This is a genomic window from Streptomyces phaeochromogenes, from assembly GCF_001418655.1.
GTDB lineage: Bacteria > Actinomycetota > Actinomycetes > Streptomycetales > Streptomycetaceae > Streptomyces > Streptomyces phaeochromogenes.
Genome location: NZ_LIQZ01000054.1, coordinates 15878 through 36155, shown reverse-complemented (window position 1 = coordinate 36155; position 20278 = coordinate 15878). Strand labels below are relative to the sequence as shown.

Annotated in this window: 9 protein-coding genes; 4 read left to right on the top strand and 5 right to left on the bottom strand. The window is 68.5% G+C overall.

Going from position 1 to position 20278, the window contains the following annotated elements; genetic code table 11:
- The first annotated feature begins 1 nt into the window (after position 1).
- The 4 genes from AOK17_RS07600 (at position 2) to AOK17_RS07585 (ending at position 14980) form a co-directional block, all read left to right on the top strand.
- Entirely contained in the window at positions 2 to 7834 is a 7833-nt protein-coding gene (locus AOK17_RS07600) for a non-ribosomal peptide synthetase (RefSeq protein WP_055611558.1), read from the top strand.
- A complete protein-coding gene (locus tag AOK17_RS07595; protein WP_055611557.1) occupies positions 7831 to 12795 on the top strand; it encodes a non-ribosomal peptide synthetase in 4965 nt (1654 codons plus the stop codon). Before AOK17_RS07600 ends, AOK17_RS07595 begins: the two co-directional genes overlap by 4 nt.
- A gap of 141 nt (positions 12796 to 12936) precedes the next feature.
- The gene (locus AOK17_RS07590) at positions 12937 to 13656 is read left to right on the top strand and encodes a thioesterase II family protein (protein ID WP_055611556.1); all 720 of its coding nucleotides are present in this window, start codon (positions 12937 to 12939) and stop codon (positions 13654 to 13656) included.
- 91 nt (positions 13657 to 13747) lie between these two features.
- Complete coding sequence (locus AOK17_RS07585; protein ID WP_055611555.1) at positions 13748 to 14980, top strand: cytochrome P450 family protein; 1233 nt, start codon at positions 13748 to 13750, stop codon at positions 14978 to 14980.
- Positions 14981 to 15189: 209 nt separating this feature from the next.
- Here the strand turns inward: AOK17_RS07585 and AOK17_RS07580 are convergent, their stop codons facing one another.
- The 5 genes from AOK17_RS07580 to AOK17_RS07560 form a co-directional block, all read right to left on the bottom strand.
- Positions 15190 to 16116: a phytanoyl-CoA dioxygenase family protein gene (locus AOK17_RS07580; RefSeq protein ID WP_055611554.1), complete on the bottom strand. Its 927-nt coding sequence runs from the start codon at positions 16114 to 16116 to the stop codon at positions 15190 to 15192.
- Positions 16117 to 16828: 712 nt separating this feature from the next.
- A complete protein-coding gene (locus tag AOK17_RS07575) occupies positions 16829 to 17620 on the bottom strand; it encodes an ABC transporter permease (protein ID WP_055611553.1) in 792 nt (263 codons plus the stop codon).
- Entirely contained in the window at positions 17617 to 18618 is a 1002-nt protein-coding gene (locus AOK17_RS07570; RefSeq protein ID WP_206190702.1) for an ATP-binding cassette domain-containing protein, read from the bottom strand. The genes AOK17_RS07575 and AOK17_RS07570 overlap by 4 nt, the downstream gene beginning before the upstream one ends.
- Before the next feature lie 75 nt (positions 18619 to 18693).
- The gene (locus AOK17_RS07565; protein ID WP_055611551.1) at positions 18694 to 19536 is read right to left on the bottom strand and encodes a DUF4097 family beta strand repeat-containing protein; all 843 of its coding nucleotides are present in this window, start codon (positions 19534 to 19536) and stop codon (positions 18694 to 18696) included.
- A gap of 96 nt (positions 19537 to 19632) precedes the next feature.
- Positions 19633 to 20157, bottom strand: a complete 525-nt coding sequence (locus AOK17_RS07560; protein ID WP_055611550.1) for a toxin-antitoxin system HicB family antitoxin — start codon at positions 20155 to 20157, stop codon at positions 19633 to 19635.
- Positions 20158 to 20278 lie beyond the last annotated feature (121 nt).

Here is a 20278-nt window from a genome sequence, read left to right as displayed (position 1 = left end):
GATGGTTCCGTTGTCCTTTGCTCAGCGCCGGCTGTGGTTCCTCTACCGCCTGGAAGGCCCGTCTCCCACTTACAACATCCCGTTCGTGCTGCGCCTGGAGGGGCCACTGGACGCCGCGGCCCTGGTCGAGGCGGTGGGGGATGTCACGGCCCGGCACGAGAGTCTGCGCACCTTGATCGTGGAGAACGCGGACGGTACGCCGGAGCAGCGGGTCCTGCCACCGGAGGAGGCGGCCTTCCGGATCCCGGTGGTCGACGTGGCCGCCGACGCGGTGGACGCCGCGATGCACGAGGTCGGGTGCGAGGGGTTCGAACTCGACACGGAGCTTCCCTTTCGGGCAACCGTTTTCCGGGTCGCTCCGCAGGAGCACCTGGTGGTGTTCGTGTTCCATCACATCGCCGCGGACGGGGCGTCGATGGCGCCGTTCCTCCGCGACCTGGTGTCGGCGTACTCGGCTCGTCGGCAGGGGAGCGCGCCGGACTGGACGCCGCTTCCGGTGCAGTACAAGGACTACACCCTGTGGCAGCGGCAGCTGCTGGGCGACGAAGCGGATCCGGACAGCATCGCTGCCGCGCAACTGGACTACTGGCGGGACGAATTGGCCGGAGTACCGCAGCCGGTGCAGTTGCCGCTGGACCGGCCGCGGCCGACGGCGGCCGGCCACCGCGGCGGCTATGTCTCCTTCGAGCTGGAACCCGAACTGCTCGCCGGGCTCGGCAAGCTCGCCGCGGACCGCGGTGCCACGGCCCCGATGGTCGCTCAGGCAGCGCTCGCGGTGCTGTTGCACCATCTCGGCGCCGGCTACGACCTGACGATCGGCAGCCCGATCGAGGGGCGCGCCGATGAGCAGCTCGACGACCTGATCGGGTTCTTCGCCAACACCTGGGTGCTGCGCGTCGACCTGTCGAAGAACCCGACGTTCGGCGACCTGCTGGATCAGGTGCGGGACAAGGCTCTGGCCGCGTACGACAACCAGGACGTTCCGTTCGAGCGCCTGGTGGGGATGCTCAACCCGGACCGCTCCAGCGCGTACTCACCGCTGTTCCAGGTGATGCTGGCCTGGCAGTTCGTGTGGCAGGGGATCGAGATACCGGGTCTGCGGGTCACCCCCGTCCCGGCGGGCACCGATACCGCGCGCTTCGACCTGTTCTTCAACATCATCCCGGACGCGTCCGGGCGTGCCTACGGGCAACTGGAGTACGCGACCGAGTTGTTCGACCACTCCACGGCCGAGAGTATCGCCGACCGCTATGTGCGCGTGCTGCGGCAGATGGTCGCCCATTCCGAGGGGCGGCTCGGCGCGGTGGACGTGCTCACCGACGCCGAGCGGGACCGGTTGGAATGGTTGAACGAGACCGCGGCACCGGTGCGGGGGTCGACGCTCCCCGAACTCGTCACGGCTCACGCGATGCGGACGCCGGACGCGACAGCGGTGGTGGCCGGGCGAACCGAGTTGTCGTATCGGGAGTTGGACGCTCGCGCCGACCGGCTGGCCGCGGTGTTGCGCGAACGGGGCGTCGGGCCGGACGTGCTGGTGGCCGTGGCGTTGCCGCGGTCGGCGGACCTGGTGGTCGCGCAGTTGGGCGTGCTCAAGGCGGGCGGTGCTTACCTGCCGATCGATCCCGATCATCCGGCCGCGCGTGTGGACCTCCTGCTCAACACGGCCGATCCGGCGCTGGTGCTGACCCATCGTGATACGGCGGCGGCACTGCCGGAGTGCCAACCGCCGGTACTCCACCTCGACGACCTGAGTCTCGATGACCTCGGCGACCTCGACGGCCCCGCGGTCGAAGCCTCGGACACCCGTATCCGGCCGGACAATCTCGCGTACGTCATGTACACCTCCGGCTCCACGGGCAAGCCGAAGGGGGTCGCCATGACCCACGCCACCGTGGTCAACGGTGTGTGGTACTCGCGGCAGATGGCACAGGTCGAGCCGGGATCCCGCATGCTCGCCGCGACCTCGGTGAACTTCGACGTGTCCGTGTTCGAGATATTCACCGCGCTCGCGGCCGGGGCGAGTGTCGAGATCGTCCGTGACGTACTCGAACTCGCTGAACGCGACAGCTGGTCGGGTACCACCATCTGTGCCGTGCCGTCGGTGTTCACCGCGCTGCTCGGCCCCATCCTCGCCGAGGAGCCAGGCGCTCTCAAGCTGGATCTGCGGACCGCGATCCTCGGCGGCGACCCACTCACGGCCGACGTGGTCCACAAGGTTCACCAGGCCTTCCCGGATGTCCGTGTCGTCCATGCCTACGGACAGACCGAAAGCTTCTACGTCTCCAGCTTTCCGGTCCCGCAGCAGTCGACCGAAACCGGAGTCATACCGATCGGGCGACCGCTCGCCAATATGCGCACCTACATCCTGGGACCAGAACTGACACCGGTCCCGCCCGGCGTGATCGGGGAACTGTATGTGGCCGGTGGGCTCGCCCGAGGCTATTACGGAAGCGGTGGGTCGACTGCGGAGCGGTTTGTGGCGTGTCCGTTCGGGCCTGCCGGCGCGCGGATGTACCGCACCGGTGACCTGGCCCAGTGGGACAGGAACGGTCAGCTGAAGTATGAGGGAAGAGCCGACACCCAGGTCAAGGTGAACGGTATCCGTGTCGAGCCGACCGAGATCGAGATGGTCCTCGCCCAGCATCCCGCGGTCGGGCAGGCAGTGGTCACGGCATGGGAGAACCACACCGGCAACGCGCGACTCGTCGGCTATGTGGCACCGGTGGCCGGAGCCGGAGCCGGAGCCGGAGACGTCGACCGGCAGGCCAGTGTCTCGGTGGCGGATCTGCGGCGGTTCGTGGCCGAGCGGCTGCCGGACTACATGGTGCCCGCCTTGTTCGTGGTCCTTGACCGGCTGCCGCGGACGGTGACGGGGAAGTTGGACCGGGCGGCGTTGCCTGAGCCGGAGTTCACGGGCGGTGAGTACCGGGCGCCGCGCAGTGAGGCGGAGCGGGTGCTGGCCGAGGTGTATGCCGATGTTCTCGATGCCCAACGGGTGGGTGTCGACGATGACTTCTTCGCCAGTGGCGGCGACAGTATCCGGTCCATTCAGGTGGTCGCGCGAGCCAAGGCGCGCGGTGTCGTGGTCAGCACGCGGGAGGTCTTCGAGCAGCGTACGGTCGCCCGGCTCGCGGAGCTGGTGGAGGAACGGGCCGACGAGGAACGCGTGGTGCTGGCCGAGCTGCCGGGTGGCGGGGTGGGCTGGGCTCCGCTGCCGCCGACGGCTGCGCATGTCCTCGCGCTTGGTGGTGGCATCGGCCGGTTCTGCATGTCCGCGATGCTCACGTTGCCGGGGGACATCGATCGTGCGGGGCTGGTCGCGACGGTGCAGGCTGTCATGGACCGGCACGACGTGCTGCGGTCCCGCCTCGTTCGGACCGAGCCGGGGCTGCGGATGGAGCCGGTCGGCAGCGTCAACGCCGACGTACTGGTGCGGGAAGTCCCCTACGGTGACGCCGATGTGCAGGCCGAGCTGGATGCGGCCGTGGGCCGGCTGGACCCGGACGCGGGGGTGATGGCGCAGTTCGTGTGGTTCAGATCAACGACCGACACCGACACCGACACCGATGCGGTGGCGGGCCGGTTGCTGGTCGTGCTGCACCACCTGGTCGTCGACGGGGTGTCGTGGCGAATTGTCGTACCGGATCTGGCCGCGGCCTGGCAGCGGGTCCGTGACGGCGGCACCCGGCAACCGGCAGCGGTCGGTACCTCGTTGCGGCGGTGGGTACACGCCCTGGCCGACGAGGCGAGCGCTCCCGGTCGGGTGGCGGAACTGCCGGTGTGGCAGCAGATCCTGGCCGGCGAGGAGCCCGTGCTGGGCGCACGCGAGCTGGACCCGGTGCTGGATGTCGCGGCCACCGTGGACACTGTCCGCGTCCGGGTGCCGGTGGATGTCACGGAGACCCTGCTGAACACGTTGCCCGCTGTATTCCGGGGCGGTGCCGACGGCGGCCTGCTGACCGGCCTCGCGCTGGCACTCGCACGTTGGCGTGAGACGCGGGGGGCGTCCGGGTATTCGACGCTGGTCCGGCTGGAAGGGCACGGCCGGGAAGAGCACCTGGTGCCCGGTGCGGACCTGTCGAGCACGATCGGCTGGTTCACCGCGATGTACCCGGTGCGCCTGGATCTGGCCGGGATCGACGTGGCGGAGGCGTTCGCGGGTGGTCCGGCCGCCGGGCGGGCGATCAAGGCTGTCAAGGAGCAACTGCGGGCGGTCCCGGACAACGGCATCGGCTATGGCCTGCTGCGCCACCTCAACCCCGAGACCGCCAGCACATTGGCCGGTGGGCGGGAGCCACAGATCGGGTTCAACTACCTGGGCAAGTCCTCCGGCGCGGACATCCCCGAGGAACTGCGCGGCCTGGGCTGGACCCCGGACACCACGCACGCCGACCTGATCCCCGCGCCGGACGCGGACATGCCGACGCCGTCGGCGCTGGAGATCAACGCGGTCGCCACCGCCACCCCCGACGGCGAGGAACTGACCGCCCACTTCGGCTTCCCAACCGGTGTGCTCACCCGCGAGGAAGTCACCGAACTGGCCGAGCTGTGGATCGAGGCGCTGACCGCTCTGGCCCGGCACGCCACCACACCCGATGCCGGCGGGCTCACCCCGAGCGACGCACCCCTGGTCAAGGTGGGCCAGGAGGAGATCGACACCTGGGAGGTCCGTTTCGGCAAGCTCGCCAGGGTGTGGCCGACGACCCCCGCACAGTCCGGGATCATCTTCCACGGGATGCTGGCCGGCGCGTCGTACGACCCCTACCACGTTCAGTTGGTGTTCCAGCTCTCCAGGGAGGTCGACCCGGAGCGGATGCGCCGGGCCGGGCAGGCGCTGCTGGGGCGTTACGACACCCTCCGTGCGGCGTTCGTCAACCGGTCGGACGGCGATGTGGTGCAGGTGATACCGGAGGCGGCGACCCTGCCGTGGCAGCACCTCGACCTGACCGCGGCCGACGAGACTGAGCGCACCGAGTCCTTCGAACGATTCCTTGAGCAGGACCGGACCACCCACTTCGAGGTGGACACCCCGCCGCTCTTCCGGCTGGCGCTGGTTGTCCTCGAACCCGACCGGCCCGAACTCGTATTGACCGCCCACCACACGCTTTTCGACGGCTGGTCCACGCCCGCGCTGCTGCGGGACCTGCTGCTGCTCTACGCCTCGAACGGCGACCCGGCCGATCTGCCTGCGATCCGCGACTACGGCGAGTTTCTTTCCTGGCTCGCCCGGCAGGACCAGGACGAGGCGGCACGGGTGTGGGCGGCCGAACTCGAAGGGATCGAGGCCCCGACCCTGCTCGCTCCCGACTCCACGGCCGCGGACGACGACGGCCGCGGCCAGGTCGAGATCACGCTCCCGCTCGACGAGGCGCGCGAACTGACCCTGCGGGCCGCAGACCTGGGCATCACCGTCAACACCCTGGTCCAGGGCGCCTGGGCGCTGCTGCTCGGCCAACTCACCGGCCGCCAGGACGTGGTGTTCGGCGCCACCGTCTCCGGGCGCCCGCCCGCGGTGCCGGACGTGGAGTCGATGGTCGGGATGTTCATCAACACCGTTCCCGTACGCGTCACGTACGCGCCCGGCGACACCCTCGCCGAGGTCCTCACCCGGCTTCAGAGCCGGCAGGCCACGCTCGTGGCGCACCACTTCCACGGGCTCGCGGAGATTCAGAGGGCCGTCGGCCTGCAATCCCTCTTCGACACGCTGGTCGTCTTCGAGTCGTACCCCATCGACCGGGAGGGTCTCAACGCCGCGACCGCCGCCGCGGACGGGATCGACTTCACCGGCTTCCGCCCGTCCGCGGGCAACCACTACCCACTGTGCCTGACGGCGGCGGCCGAACCGCACCTCCAGCTCGTCATCCAGTACGCGCCCGGTGTCTTTGACCATGCCACGGTGGAGACGTATGCGGCCCGCCTCGTGCGCGTGCTGCGGCAGTTGGCGGCCGACCCCGGGCTCAAGGTCGCACAGGTCGACACCCTGGAGCCGGCCGAACGCGACCTGATGCTGGCCGCGTTCGACAACCCGGCCGTCCCGACCCCGGACGCCACGATCACCGGCCGCGTCGCGGCACAGGTGGCCCGGACCCCGGACGCGGTCGCCGTGGTCGCCGACGGCGAGTCGTTCACGTACGCCGAGTTGGACGCCCGCGCCGAGCGGCTCGCAGCCGAGCTGGCCGGGCGCGGGGTGGGCCCCGAGACCGTGGTGAGCGTGGTCCTGCCACGCAACGCGACCACGGCCGTGGCCCTCCTGGGCGTACTCAAGGCGGGCGGGGCCTACCTGCCTGTCGACCCCGCCTACGCCACCGCCCGCCTCCCGCACATCCTCCCCGTCGCCCGGCCTCACCTGGTCCTGGCCGACGCCGACACCCGCAGACTTGTCCCTGACACGGACATCCCCGTTCTTGTCCTCGACGACCTCGATATCCAGGCCGTGACTCAGGGCGCCACGGAAACCGCGGAAACCGGGGCACGGCCGACGGCCCGTCCCGACAACCTCGCCTACGTCGTCTACACGTCCGGTTCCACCGGCGTGCCCAAGGGCGTGAGCGTTACCCATGCCACCGTCGTCAACGCCGTGGACGCCCTGGTCGCGCACGCCGGCATGGGGTCCGGCCGACGGGTGCTGCTTGCCGCCTCGTTCGGCTTCGACGTCGCCACCTTCGAGCTGTTCTCCGCGCTCACCACGGGCGGCAGCGTCGAGATCGTGCGCGACGTGCTGGAACTGGCCGAACGCGACACCTGGGACGTCGACGTCATCTGCTCGGTGCCGTCGGCCTTCGCCGAACTCGTCGACCAGCTGCGCGACCGCATCAGGCCCACGGCACTGAACATCTCGGGGGAAGTACTGACCCCGGCTCTGGCGGACCGGGTGCGCACGCTCTGGCCGGACGCCCGCGTCATCAACAGCTACGGCCCCAGCGAGACCTTCTACGCCACCGCCCACCTCCTGCATCCCGACCGGCCGTACGCCTCCGATGTGCCCATCGGCCGTCCCTTTCCCGGCGTACGCGCCTACATCCTCGGCCCCGGCCTGACGCCGCTGCCGCCGGGAACACCGGGCGAGCTCTATCTGGCCGGGGCCGGACGCGGCTACCAGGGCCAGCCCGCCCTGACCGCCGAGCGCTTCGTCGCCGACCCCTACGGGCCTCCCGGCTCACGCATGTACCGCACCGGCGACCTCGCCAGCCTCACCCCCGACGGCGAGCTGCACCACCTGGGGCGTATCGACACCCAGGTCAAGATTCGTGGCTACCGCGTCGAACCCGGCGAGGTCGAAGCCGCCCTGACGACCCATCCCCACATCGCGCAGGCCGTCGTCGTTACCCGGCAGGCCGGCGATACCCGTTACCTGGCCGCCTATCTCGTCCCCGCCCATGGAGAGACCGCTCCGAACCCGGCCGATCTGGGCGACCACTTGGCCGAGCGGCTGCCCGACTACATGGTCCCCGCCGCCTACGTGCAGCTCGACCGGCTGCCCTTGTCTCCCAACGGCAAGCTCGACCACAAGGCCCTGCCGCCCCCCGACCTCACCCCCACCACGCCCTTCCGGGCGCCCGGGACCGCCCGCGAGGAGGCCCTGGCCAAGTTGTTCGCCGAGGTGCTCGGCGTGGACCGGGTCGGCGTCGACGACGGGTTCTTCGCGCTCGGAGGACACTCCCTGCTCGCCACCCGGCTGATCACCCGCGCCCGCGCCGAGATGGCGATAGAGATACCCATCCGCAAGATCTTCGACCTGCCGACTGTGTCCGCGCTGGCCGCGTGGTCGGAGGAATCGGCTGTGCCCCTCCGCCCCAGTTTGCGCAAGATGATCGTAGAGGAGCGAATCCAGTGATTCCGCTGTCGTACGCACAACGCCGTATGTGGCTTACGAACAAACTGGAAAGAGGGGCCGAGACCTACAACATCTCCCCGACCTTCCGGCTGACCGGGCCACTGGACCAGGCCGCCCTCGCGGCGGCGATCCGTGACGTCGTCGGCCGGCACGAGATCCTGCGCACCACATACGTGACGGACGACGACGATGAGCCGCACCAGGTGATCTTGCCGGCGGCGGAGGCGTTGGTGCAGGTGCCTGTCGTCGACGTGGCGCCCGAAGACCTGTCCGGCGCGGTCGACGAGGCCATCGCGCACCATTTCGACCTGGCGGCCGAAATCCCGTTGCGGGCGAGCCTGTTTCGCTGCTCCTCCCAGGAGCACCTCCTGGTCCTGGTCATCCACCACATCGCCTCGGACGGTGTCTCGGGCGGGCCGCTGGCACGAGACCTCACCGCCGCCTACACCGCGCGCCTGGACGGTCGGGCGCCGGAGTGGGAGCCGTTGTCCGTGCAGTACAAGGACTACGCGCTCTGGCAGCGGGAGCTGCTCGGCGACCCGGAGGACCCGGGCAGTCTGGCCGCGACGCAGACCGAGTACTGGCGCGCGGAGCTGGCCGGGGTGCCGCAGCCGCTGAGCCTGCCGCTGGACCGCCCGCGGCCCGCGGAGAGAAGCCTGCACGGCGACACGGTCGGCTTCGTCGTGGAACAGGAAGTGGCGGCCGGGCTGCAGCAGTTGGCCGAAGAGCGCGGAATGACCATGTCGATGGTCCTGCAGACCGCGCTGGCCGTGCTGCTGCGCAAGCTCGGCGCAGAGGACGATGTGACGATCGGCAATCCGATCGCCGGGCGCACCGACGAAGCGCTGGCCGATCTGGTCGGGGTCTTCGTCAACACCCAGGTGCTGCGGGTGGACCTCTCCGACGACCCGTCGTTCACCGACCTGCTCGCGCAGGTGCGCGACAAGGCGCTGGCGGCCTACGAGCACCAGGACGTTCCGTTCGAGATGCTGGTCGAGTTGATCAACCCCGAACGCTCCGCGGCCTACCAGCCGCTGTTCCAGGTGACGTTCGCCTGGCAGAACTTCGCGAAGCAGGACTTCGAACTCCCCGGACTCAAGGTGGAGTTCGAGCAGCACCTCGTGTCGGCTGCCATGTTCGACCTGTTCTTCAGCATGGCCATGGACGAGTCGGGGGCGCTGCAGGGCGACCTCATGTACGCGACCCAGCTCTTCGACCGGGACACGGTCGAGACCATCGCCGCCCGGTTCGCGCGGGTGCTGGAGCAGTTGGTCGCGAACCCGCGGTCGTCGGTCGGCGCGATCGAGGCGCTGTCGGCGGAGGAGCGGGAGTGGCTGGTGCGGGGGGTCAATGACACTGCGCGCCCGGTGGCCGCGGAGACCCTGCCGGCTGCGTTCGAGGCCCAGGTGGAGCGTGACCCGGACCGCGTCGCGGTGATCGGTGAGCAGGAGACGCTGAGTTATCGGGAGTTCAACCGGCGTGCCAATCAGCTCGCGCACTGGCTGGTCGAACACGGTGCGGGTGCTGAGCGGATCGTCGCGGTGAAGATCCCACGTTCGGTGGATCTGATGCTGGCGATCTACGCGGTGGTCAAGGCGGGTGCGGCCTATCTTCCGGTGGACACCGACCTGCCGAAGGACCGGGTGCGGCAGTTCCTGGAGAGTGCGAAACCGGTGCTGGTGCTCGACGAGGCGCTTCCGGACGTGTCGGGGTATCCGGAGTCGAACCCGGAACGGGTGCTGGTGCCGGACAACGCCGCGTATCTCATGTACACCTCTGGCTCCACCGGTGGTCCGAAGGGTGTGCAGGTGTCGCACCGGTCGATCATGAACCGGATCAAGTGGGGTCTGGAGCACTTCGACGTCACGGTCGAGGACCGGATGCTGCTGAGCACGTCGGCGAGTTTCGACGCGTCGGTGCCGGAGCTGTTCGCCCCCCTGCAGATGGGGGCTGCTGTGGTGATCGCGCGTCCGGACGGGCGTAAGGACCCGGCGTACCTGGCGGAGCTGATCCAGCGGGAGCGGGTGACCGGCGCGGACTTCGTGCCCTCCCTGCTGGAGGCGTTCGTCGCCGAGCCGTCGGCCGCGCAGTGCACCAGTCTGCGCTGGATCGAGGTCGCGGCCGAGCCGTTCCTGGCCCCGCTGGCCAACCGGTTCGTCGACCTGCTGCCGGGATGCAGCGCGCACAACCTCTACGGCCCCACCGAGGCGACCGTCGAGGTCACCGGGTGGCAGCACGTGCCGGGTGCGGACCGGGTGCCGATCGGTGCGCCGATCTGGAACAACCAGGTGTACGTGCTGGACGAGGCGCTGCGCCCGGTCCCGCCCGGGGTCACCGGTGAGCTCTACCTGGCCGGTGCCTGTCTGGCGCGGGGCTACCTCGGACAGACGGCGCTGACCGCGGAGCGGTTCGTGGCCTCCCCCTACGGTAAGCCCGGCGCACGGATGTACCGCACCGGGGACGTGGTGCGGTGGAACAAGGACGGTCAGGTCGAGTACATCGGCCGAACCGACTTCCAGGTCAAGGTCCGCGGGCTCCGCATCGAGCTGGGCGAGATCGAGCACGTGCTGGCCGCACATCCTGGTGTGGCACAGGCGGCGGTCGTGGTGCGTGAGAACCAGAACGGCGACCAGCGCCTTGTGGCCTACGTCGTGCCTGATCCGGATGCCGCGGTGGCCGATGCCGACGCGCAGGTGGACGAGTGGCGCCAGGTCCACGACGACACCTATGCCGAATCCGCGGATGAGGCATGGGGCGAGGACTTCCACCTGTGGAAGTCGGCGTATGACGGTGAGCCGATTCCGCTGGGGCAGATGCGGGAGTGGCGGGACGCGGCGGTGGCGCAGGTGCTGCGGTTCGGGCCGCGGCGGGTGCTGGAGATCGGTGTGGGTTCCGGTCTGCTCCTCGCCAAGATCGTCGGTGAGGTCGAGGAGTACTGGGGCACGGACATCTCCGCCACGGTCGTGGACCGGGTCCGGGCGCAGGCCGAGCAGGCCGGCCACGGCGACCGCGTCCGACTGAGTGCTCAGGCGGCCGACGACGTCTCCGGGCTGCCTCGTGCCGGGTTCGACACCGTCGTCATCAACTCGGTGGCGCAGTACTTCCCGAGCGTCGAGTACTTGGACCGGGTGCTGAGCGAGGCCATGGAACTCGTCGCGCCGGGTGGCCGGCTGATCGTCGGTGACGTGCGTAGTGCCACGACCCTTCGGCTGCTGCTGACCGCGGTCCAGCGCGCGGCGCGGCCGCACGCCTCGCACGAGGAGGTGCGGGCGATGGTGGACCAGGCAGTGCTGGGCGAGCGGCAGTTGGTGGTGGCTCCGGAGTGGTTCGCCGAGTGGGCAGCGGACCGTTCCCTTGCGGTCGACATCCGGCTGAAGGTGGGGCGGGTGCACAACGAGCTGACCCGGCATCGCTATGAGGTCGTGCTGCACAAGGAGCCGGCCGACGTGCTCGACCTGGCCGGTGTGCCGGAGGTGCCCTGGGGCCGGGAATCGGACTTGTCCGACCTGGCAGGCTGTGTCGAACGGGCGGGCGGCCCGGTGCGGGTGACCGGGATACTCAACGCGCGGCTGGTGGAGGAGGCCGCTGCGGCGACGTCGGCCGGTGTGGTGAGTGTGACAGCTCCCTCCGGCGGGTCGCTCGATCCGGAGGACCTCGCCGCGTGGGCGCGGCAGGAGGGTCTGGGCGCGGTCCTCACCTGGTCGGGCGAGGCCGTCCACGGCTACGATGCGGTGCTGCTGCCAGGGCAGCGGACGGTCGTATCCGGCGGGTTCGTTCCCAGCGGCGCGGTCGGGCGGATCCGGGCGAACGCCCCCGCCCTCGCCAAGGTGATCGGCCCTCTGACGGTTGAGCTGCCTGAGTACCTGCGTGGGCGTCTGCCGGACTACATGGTCCCGGCCGCCGTGGTGCCGCTGCCGGAGCTTCCGTTGACTCCGGCCGGCAAGCTCGACCGGCGAGCGCTGCCCTTGGAGTCCATCACCACCACGAGCAGCGGAGCGCCGCGCAACTCCCATGAAGAAAAGCTGTGTTCCCTCTTCAGTGAGTTGCTCGGCGTGGAGGAGGTCGGCATCGACGACGACTTCTTCGTGCTCGGCGGACACTCGCTCCTGGCTACCCGGCTCAGCGCCCGTATCCGCAAGCAGTTCGATGTCGACATGCCCGTCAGGACGATCGTCCGGTACCCCACGGTGGCCGAGTTGGCCTCGCTGGTGCTCATCGGCGGCATCCCCGACGAGCACGCCGACTCGTTCGCGGTCGTGCTGCCGTTGAACCGCGATCCCGGCACGGGGAAGCCGCCGGTGTGGTTCTTCCACGGAGGCGGTGGGTTGGGCTGGGCCTTCTTCACCTTCGCGCCGTACGTGCCGGACCGGCCCGCCTACGCCCTGCAGTCCCGCGGCTCCGGCGGCACGGACTCGATGGCGGGGTCGGTGGAGGAGATGATCGACGACTACCTCACCCAGATACTCGAGACCCAGCCGGAAGGGCCCTACAACCTGGTCGGCTGGTCCTACGGCGGCCCGCTCGCGCACGCTGTCGCGGAGGCGCTGGACCGGCGAGGGCATCGGGTCGGCCTCTTGGCGATCCTGGACTCCAAGTCGGCGAGCGGGTTCAGGAACCTGTCCGGCACGGTGCCGGCGGTCTACCGGAAGGAAGTCGAGGAGGTCTTCGGGCAGTTCATGAACACCGACAACATGGACCAGTTCCTGGACACCATGTCGAAGGTGGGGGCGAACAACCTTTCCAAGATGGAGGAGTTCGATTCGCCGGTCTACCGCGGCGACATGCTCTTCTTCAACGCGAAGCTGGACAAGGACGAGGAAGGGTCGTGGGCACCCCATTGGCGTCCCCACGTCCTCGGCTCGATCGAGGAGTACGACGTGGACGCCACGCACCACGACTTGCACATGCCCAAACCCGCGGGCCAGATCATGAAGGTCATCGCCCGCAAGTTGGCTCAGTGACGGGGAGGCTTCGGCCCTCGGACTCAGGGACGCGACCGTCGCTGCCGTCATTCAGCCTGGTTACGGCCGAGGACCTTCCGGAATCGGATCAACGAACCACCGAACGGATGATTGGGGTTGGTCGGGGTGGCAGAACCCGGCATGTCCACGGATGACCGGGACCGGGCCACGCTGCTCTGCGTGCCGTTCGCGGGAGCGGGGGCTTCGTTCTTCCACCCGTGGCGGGAGTTGTCCGCCGGCCGGTGGCGCATGGTCCCGTTCGAGTTGCCCGGCAGAGAGCGGCGGATCCTGGAGACGCCGTACCGGAATGTCGTCGAAGCGGCCAAGAACTCGGTCGACGACAGCGTCGCGGATCTCGGTGAAGGGGCACGGACCGTCCTGTTCGGGCACAGCCTGGGCGCCGTGCTCGCGTACGAGTTGGTACATCTGCTGAGCACGCGGGATGTACGCGTCGAACTGCTGGTCGTGAGTGGTTCGCCGGGACCGTGGACACAGCGGGAGAGGCGGGCGACGGGGCTTCCGGACGAGGAGTTCCTCGCCCGGGTCGAAGAGTTCGCGGGGTTCAGGCACGCGGCACTCGATCATCCGGAGATGCGTGAACTGATTCTTCCCGTGTTGCAGGCGGACTGCGAAATGCACGAGAACTACGTTCCGAGCACCGACGAACCGGTGTCGGTGCCGATCTGCTCGATTCGGGGCAGCTCCGACGGCCTGGTCGGAGCGGAACAGGCGCAGGAGTGGCGGAGAGCGACCACGGGTCGATTCAGCTATGCGGAGCTCCCGGGCGATCACATGTATCTGGTCGATCACGCCCGGGAGGTGCTGGACCTGATCGAGGCGGAATCTGCCCGCGGTCGCTAGCGCCCTGTGCCGGAAACGCGCGGATTCAGAAGACTCTCTTGGAGAGCTGCACCCTCAACCGTGAGGCGAAGACGTCAAGGAGACGATGAATATGGCTGAGCCGATTGTGAGCCTGTTGAACCCCGAATTCGAGGATGACCCGATCGGCGCCTTCGCGCGCCTGCGGGAGAAGTCTCCGCTCGTCCGCATCGGGTTTCCCGGTGGGCCGCCGGTCTGGCTGATCACGCGAAGCGAAGAGTTCAAGGCAGCGTGGAGTGATCCGCGGCTCGTGACGAATATCAGCAATGTGCCGGGCCATCGAGGGCCCAGCATCGCGGACCAGGCGCTCACGTCTCTCGATGTGCCGGCCGAGCTCCTGCGCTACTTCACGTCCAACCTGATGCTCCAGGACGGCAAGAATCACACTCGGTTGCGCCGCCTTGTGGCGCCTGCGTTCAGCGTTCGGCGCATCAAGGCACTGCGGCCGCGTATCGAGGAGGTTTCTGCCCGGCTCATCGACTCCTTGGCCCAGAAGGGATCCTGCGACCTCCTCCTGGACTACGCCACCCCGCTGACGGGTGCCGTCATCTGCGACCTCGTCGGCATCGACGAGGCCGATCAGCCGCAGATACGGAAGTGGATGGACGAGTACGCCAACGTCGACCGCGACTTCACTACGAGCGCCCTGGGCCTGTTCGAGTACACCAAGAAGCTGATCCAGCGACGCCGGGCCGAGCCCGCCGACGACATGATCTCCGCCCTGATCGAGACGAAGGACGAGGACGGTGACCGGCTCAGCGAAGACGAGATCGTCTCGATGGTGGGCGTACTGGTGAACGGCGGGTACCACTCCACCGCCCACTTCATCCCGAACGCGGTTCTCACACTCCTGGACAATCCGGATCAGCTGGCCCTGCTGCGTGCCAAGCCGGAGGCATTGCCGCACGCCATCAACGAGTTGATGCGGATCGCGAATCCCATCCCGAGCGCCGGACCGCGGTACGCAGCCGAGGACATGGAGCTCGCCGGAGTCTCGATCTGCAAGGGTGATGCGGTGACGGGCTCTCTTCAGTCCGTCAACTACGACCCCCGTGTGTTCTCCGAGCCCGAACGGTGCAATGTGGAGCGTGTGCTGAAGCGTGGGGAAGGCCACCTCGCTTTCGGTTCGGGCCCGCACCGCTGCATCGGTGCGGCACTCGCCGAACTCGAAGGCGCGATAGCCATCGATCACCTGTTCCTCCAGCGTGACAGCCTGGAACTCGCTGTGAGCAGCAGTGAGTTGAAGTATCGTGAGCTCATCCCAGGCGGCGCCCGGCTGTTCTCTGCATTTCCAGTGCGCTTGTGAGGACCTGATCGGCGACACAGACGGGCGCCCCCGAACGCATCGTGTTCGGGGGCGCCCGTCTCTGCGCCAAGGTTCGCCGGCAGGCGGTCGAGGATGGAGTGCGGCGGGACCGGCGTTCGTCCTCCGGCCGACCACCGCGCCGGCACGCCGACGGCCGGCCGACAGTGCGCCGCACATGAACGGCGCGCTGTCGGCCGGTGAGGGTGCGATCAGCGCTTTGCGGTGCCCTCGCGCAGACGGTTGATCATGTGCCGAGTCGTCTCGATCGGGCTCTCGTCGGGAAGCTCACGTGAACTCGACGGCAGCGCCTCGTTGAGCTTGGCCACTTTTTCGCTCCACTTGTCCTGCCCGGCGAAGGGAACCGTCTCGCCGTCCTGGTAAGTGGGGAACGGGCGGTAGCTGTTGAGGCTGTTGGTGTCGGTTCCGCGTACGAGCAGCGGGTCGAGGTAGATCCCTTCACTGTGGATTCGCGTGGTGGTGGAGATGTAGCCGATGTCGAGACCACACCGTCGCTTGGCGGAGGTGTTCGCCTCCGAGCAGTGCAGCAGATGTGGATGGTGGATCGAGACGTCGCCCGGCTGTAGTTCGATCTCCACGATTCCGCGCTTCTCCGCCCACTCCCGTACCAGGGTCTCGTCGGAGGCGGAGAACAGCATGTTGGGCTCGTCCGTGCGGACCGATGGTTTGTGCAGCGGCAGTTCGTGACTACCGGGGATCATCCGCAGACAGCCGTTCTCCGTGGTGCTCTCGTCGACGGCCAGCCACACCGTCAGCGCCTCCATCGGACTCAGCGTCCAGTACGCGCCGTCCTGGTGCCACAGAACGGGCTGTCCGTCGTACGGGGGCTTGCAGATGTAGTGGGCGGTGAAGCATGCAACATCCGGGCCGAGGAAGAATTCCGCGATGTCCACCAGGCGGGAATCCGAGACCAGACGTGCCCAGAAGGCGTCATTGCGGATCAGAGGGTGGTGGAAGTGCTCGGGACGCAGATCCGGATACTTGCGGGTGAGCCAGTCGACGTGGGCGCGCGCCTCGTCCAAGAGATCTGCTGGCACGACGTTGCGGATGATGGAGAAGCCTTGCTCGGCGTATTCCGCCGCAGCCTTCTCCAGAATCCCGTCGCCAAATTTGTTCATGCGTCGGCTCCTTCTCAGGTCTGCCAGGTGATTGCCGTGTGGAATGAGTTAATGGAGCCGCCACGGCTTACCGTCTGCCAGCTCCTGGAGTTCGGCCCCGGACACGCAGGGGTAGCCGAACCAGGGTGTCGACGCGGCGCCCGCGACACGGCTCTGCTCCCTATAGCGCGGTTCCAGTGGCCAACCGCAGCAGCACGCCCGGGCCTTCCCGCGGTTCCTCAGCAGTTCAATACTCTGCCCGCGGGGCAGGGGAGTGTCAATCGTGAGCCCGCCCCTGGCATATCCAAGTCCGCCTCGGGAGAAGGATAAAGGCCTTCAGTCAAGAGACCGAGCTCGGAATCGACCCCTGTTGGGTCCATATCCCTGTCGATCTCCACAGGGCAATGTCACTTGTCGGCGAAGTAGACGGCAAATGTGATGACAGATGTAGACCAGAGCATCGGTAAGGTGAAACCTGTCATCCATCTGTTTTGTGAGGCTACCGATCTCGTAACCCACTTGGCGCTCGCGGTGCGTAGACGTTGCCGATGAAAGGTGGCTGTCCCGCTGACGGGACAGCCACCGGTGCACATCAAACGATTGGCGCGTTGGGTACGCCGCCCCGTTGGCGTCCGTGACGAGAACGCGGACGGGGCGCCGTACGCCGACGCGGTGTCGGAGTACGACGCCCCGGGGCGGGACGGGGTGCGGGAGGTGCCCCCGCCTATGTCGCCTACTTCGGATCGCGGTTGAACTGTGCCTTCGACCAGCGGTAGCCGAGGACGGTGATGCCCAGGCACCAGGCGATGGTGATCCACCAGTTGTTGCCGATCTCAGTGCCGAGCAACAGGCCGCGTACGGTTTCGATGGCGGGGGTGAAGGGCTGGTACTCGGCGATCGGCTGGAACCAGCCCGGCATGGTGTCGGCGGGGATGAAGGCGCTGGAGATGAGCGGCAGAAGGATCAGCGGCATCGCCATGTTGCTCGCGGCTTCGGCGTTGGGACTGGCCATGCCCATACCGACCGCGATCCAGGTGAGCGCCAGGGAGAACAGCGCGAGCACCCCGAACGCCGCCAGCCACTCCAGGACTGTCGCGTCCGTGGACCGGAAGCCGATCGCCACCGCGACCGCCCCGACGAGGACCAGGCTGGCGAGAACCTGGAGCACGCTGCCGACGACGTGCCCGATGAACACGGACCCGCGGTAGATGGCCATGGTGCGGAAGCGGGCGATGATGCCCTCGGACATGTCGGTGGCGACGGACACGGCGGCCCCGATCACGGTGCTGCCGATGGTCATCATCAGGATGCCCGGGACGATGTAGGCGATGTAGTCGGAGCGGTCGGCGCCGCCGCCGCCGATGCCCGCGCTCATCACGTCGCCGAAGATGTAGACGAAGAGCAGGAGCAGCATGATCGGGGTGAGCAGCAGGTTCAGGGTGAGGGAGGGGTAGCGGCGCGCGTGCAGGAGGTTGCGGCGCAGCATGGTGCTCGAATCGCGCACGGCGAGGGAGAGGGAGCTCATCGGGCGGTCTCCTTGGGCTGGTTGGGGACGTCGGTGCTGTCGGTGAGGGCGAAGAAGACGTCGTCGAGGTCGGGGGTGTGGACGGTGAGTTCGTCGGCCTCGATGCCGGCGGAGTCGAGCCAGTCGAGGATGGAGCGCAGTTCGCGCTGGCTGCCGTCGCTCGGGAGCTGCAGGGACAGCGCCTCGTCGTCGCGGGTGGCTTCACGTAGCGCGTCGGCGGCCGTCCGGTACGCGGCCGGGTCGTCGAAACGCAGCCGCACATGCCCGCCGGGGATCAGGCGCTTGAGTTCCTCGGCGGTGCCCTCGGCGGCGATCCTGCCGTCGTTCAACACCGCGATGCGGTCGGCGAGTTCGTCGGCCTCTTCCAGGTACTGGGTGGTGAGGAAGACCGTCACCCCGCCCGTGACCAACTCCCGGATGATGCCCCACATGTTGTGGCGGGAGCGTGGGTCGAGGCCGGTGGTGGGTTCGTCGAGGAAGATGATCCGCGGGTTGCCGACCAGGGTCATGGCGATGTCCAGGCGGCGTTTCATACCCCCGGAGTAGGTGGAGGCGGGCTTCTTCGCCGCCTCCACCAGGTCGAAGCGTTCCAGGAGTTCGGCGGTGACCTGTCGGCCCTCCTGCTTGGACAGGTGGTGCAGGTCCGCCATGAGGAGCATGTTCTCCTCGCCGGTGATCAGGCCATCCACCGCGGAGAACTGGCCGGTGACACCGATCGCGGCCCGCACTCCGTCCGGTGACGTGGTGACGTCGTGGCCCGCGACCTGGGCCTGTCCGCCGTTGGCGGTGATGAGCGTGGAGAGGATGTTCACGGCGGTGGTCTTGCCGGCGCCGTTCGGGCCGAGCAGGGCGAAGACGGAGCCGACCGGGATGTGCAGATCGATGCCGTCGAGGACGGTCTTGTCGCCGAACGACTTGCGCAGGCCGACGGTGGAGATGGCGGCGGGCGACGGGTGACCGTCATCCTGCCTGGGTGTGGGCATGACAGACGAAGGCATGGGGCCCTCCCTCTCGAAGGCTGAAGCGGCTGGGGGACGGGAAGAGATGAGGCTGGTGCGGGGGACGGCGGGCGTTCAGGCTTTGGCGCGGAAGATGTCGATGTTTCCCCAGTTGGTCCGTGCGCGGACCTTGACGGTCTCCTCGGTCTGCTCCGGGGCCTCGGACGTGGCGAGCGTGTTGCGTACCTGTCCGTGGTTGGTGCTGACGTCGAGCCAGGCGGCGGTGCCCTCGCGGATGCCGATCTCGATGGAACCGTTGGAGGTCTCCAACTGGATGTTGCCGCGGGCGACTTCGGCGACACGGAGGAGGCCGTTGGTCGTGGTGCCGACGACCGACGCCTCGACGCGCGCGATGTCGATGGCGCCGTTGGCGCCGTTCACCCGCAGCTCGCCGGTCACGGCGCCGACGGTCATGGTGCCGTGCGAGTGCTTGAGGACTGCGGGGCCGTCGACGAGGCCGACGCGCACGTTGCCGGTGCTGCTGGTGATCTCGGCCAGGCCTTCGACCCGGTCGACGGTGGTCGAGCCGTGCGGCGCCTTGAGTTGCAGCGGGCCGGTGGTGTCGAGGCGGACGTCACCCGCCGAGGTCTTCACGCGGACGTCACCGAGCCGGCCCTCGCCGATCACGCTTGTTCCGGCGCCGGTCATGTCGACGTTCGAGCTCGTGGGCAGTTCGACCGTCACGTCGACGGTGCCGCCGCGCCCGATGAGGTTGGCCTTGGGTGTGGTGACGGTTAGGGTGCCGCTCGCGTAGGAGACCTCGGTCTGCTCGGCCGTCCGTACGTCCAGGTCCTTCTTCGGGTCGCGGGGCTGTACCTCGACGACGGTGTCGAGGCGGTCGCCCGCGGTGAACCGGATGGAACCGGCGTACACGTAAGCCGTGACCGAAATCGGTTCGGGAGTGTCGAAAGAAGGCATGGCTGTCCCGTCCTCATGAGTCCTTGGGCCGTCCCCGCTGGTGGGACGTGGTGTGAGTGAAGTGGTGCGGGTGAAGTGGTGCAGGCGAGGGTTGGGCTAGCGCACCCAGCCCGTGATGCTCTGTCCGATGGTCTGGGTCCTCTCGGTCGTACGCGGCCGGGTGCCGCCGTCGACCGCGGCCGACACGGCGCGCACCAGCCACGCGTTGACCGACAGGCCCTCGCGGGTCGCGGCCTCCTCGGCACGGGCCTTGAGGTGGGCCGGCATACGCAGGTTGACGCGGGCGGTGCCGCTGTCATCACCGTCGGCCGGGGCCGGGGCCAGGGCCCTGAGCGGTTCGGCGGGCTCGGCCGGCTCCGCGGAGCCTCCGCCGTCGGTGGGCGGCAGCGCCACCAGGAAGTCGGGGTCGAGCCCGCGCAGCCGTACGTCGACCGAACCGGGGGCGAGTTCACGGGTGATCTCGTCCGCCGCGGCGGAGAGCACGTTGAGCATGATCAGCCGGGTCGCCGACTCCAGCGGAGCCGTCAGCCTCTCCGCCAGCTCGCGGGCTTCGTCGCCGCCGGCTTCGGCGGCCACCGCGAGTTCGCGGCGGAGGCTGTCGACATACGGGGTGAGGTCCATGATGCCATGATGGCACCGTATTGGCGCACCTGCAAGCCTGAGTGGCGCCGTGTGTCGGTGAGGGTCAGAGAAGCTTCGCTGATCTGCGGAAACGTGAAGAGTTGAGCCTGAGTCATTGTGG

Excerpts from the sequence above, each read along its gene's own strand:
- AOK17_RS07600 (WP_055611558.1), top strand. The coding sequence starts at position 2 with ATGGTTCCGTTGTCCTTTGCTCAGCGCCGGCTGTGGTTCCTCTACCGC.
- AOK17_RS07590 (WP_055611556.1), top strand. The coding sequence starts at position 12,937 with ATGTCCACGGATGACCGGGACCGGGCCACGCTGCTCTGCGTGCCGTTC.
- AOK17_RS07585 (WP_055611555.1), top strand. The coding sequence starts at position 13,748 with ATGGCTGAGCCGATTGTGAGCCTGTTGAACCCCGAATTCGAGGATGAC.
- AOK17_RS07580 (WP_055611554.1), bottom strand. The coding sequence starts at position 16,116 with ATGAACAAATTTGGCGACGGGATTCTGGAGAAGGCTGCGGCGGAATAC.
- AOK17_RS07575 (WP_055611553.1), bottom strand. The coding sequence starts at position 17,620 with ATGAGCTCCCTCTCCCTCGCCGTGCGCGATTCGAGCACCATGCTGCGC.
- AOK17_RS07570 (WP_206190702.1), bottom strand. The coding sequence starts at position 18,618 with ATGCCTTCGTCTGTCATGCCCACACCCAGGCAGGATGACGGTCACCCG.
- AOK17_RS07565 (WP_055611551.1), bottom strand. The coding sequence starts at position 19,536 with ATGCCTTCTTTCGACACTCCCGAACCGATTTCGGTCACGGCTTACGTG.
- AOK17_RS07560 (WP_055611550.1), bottom strand. The coding sequence starts at position 20,157 with ATGGACCTCACCCCGTATGTCGACAGCCTCCGCCGCGAACTCGCGGTG.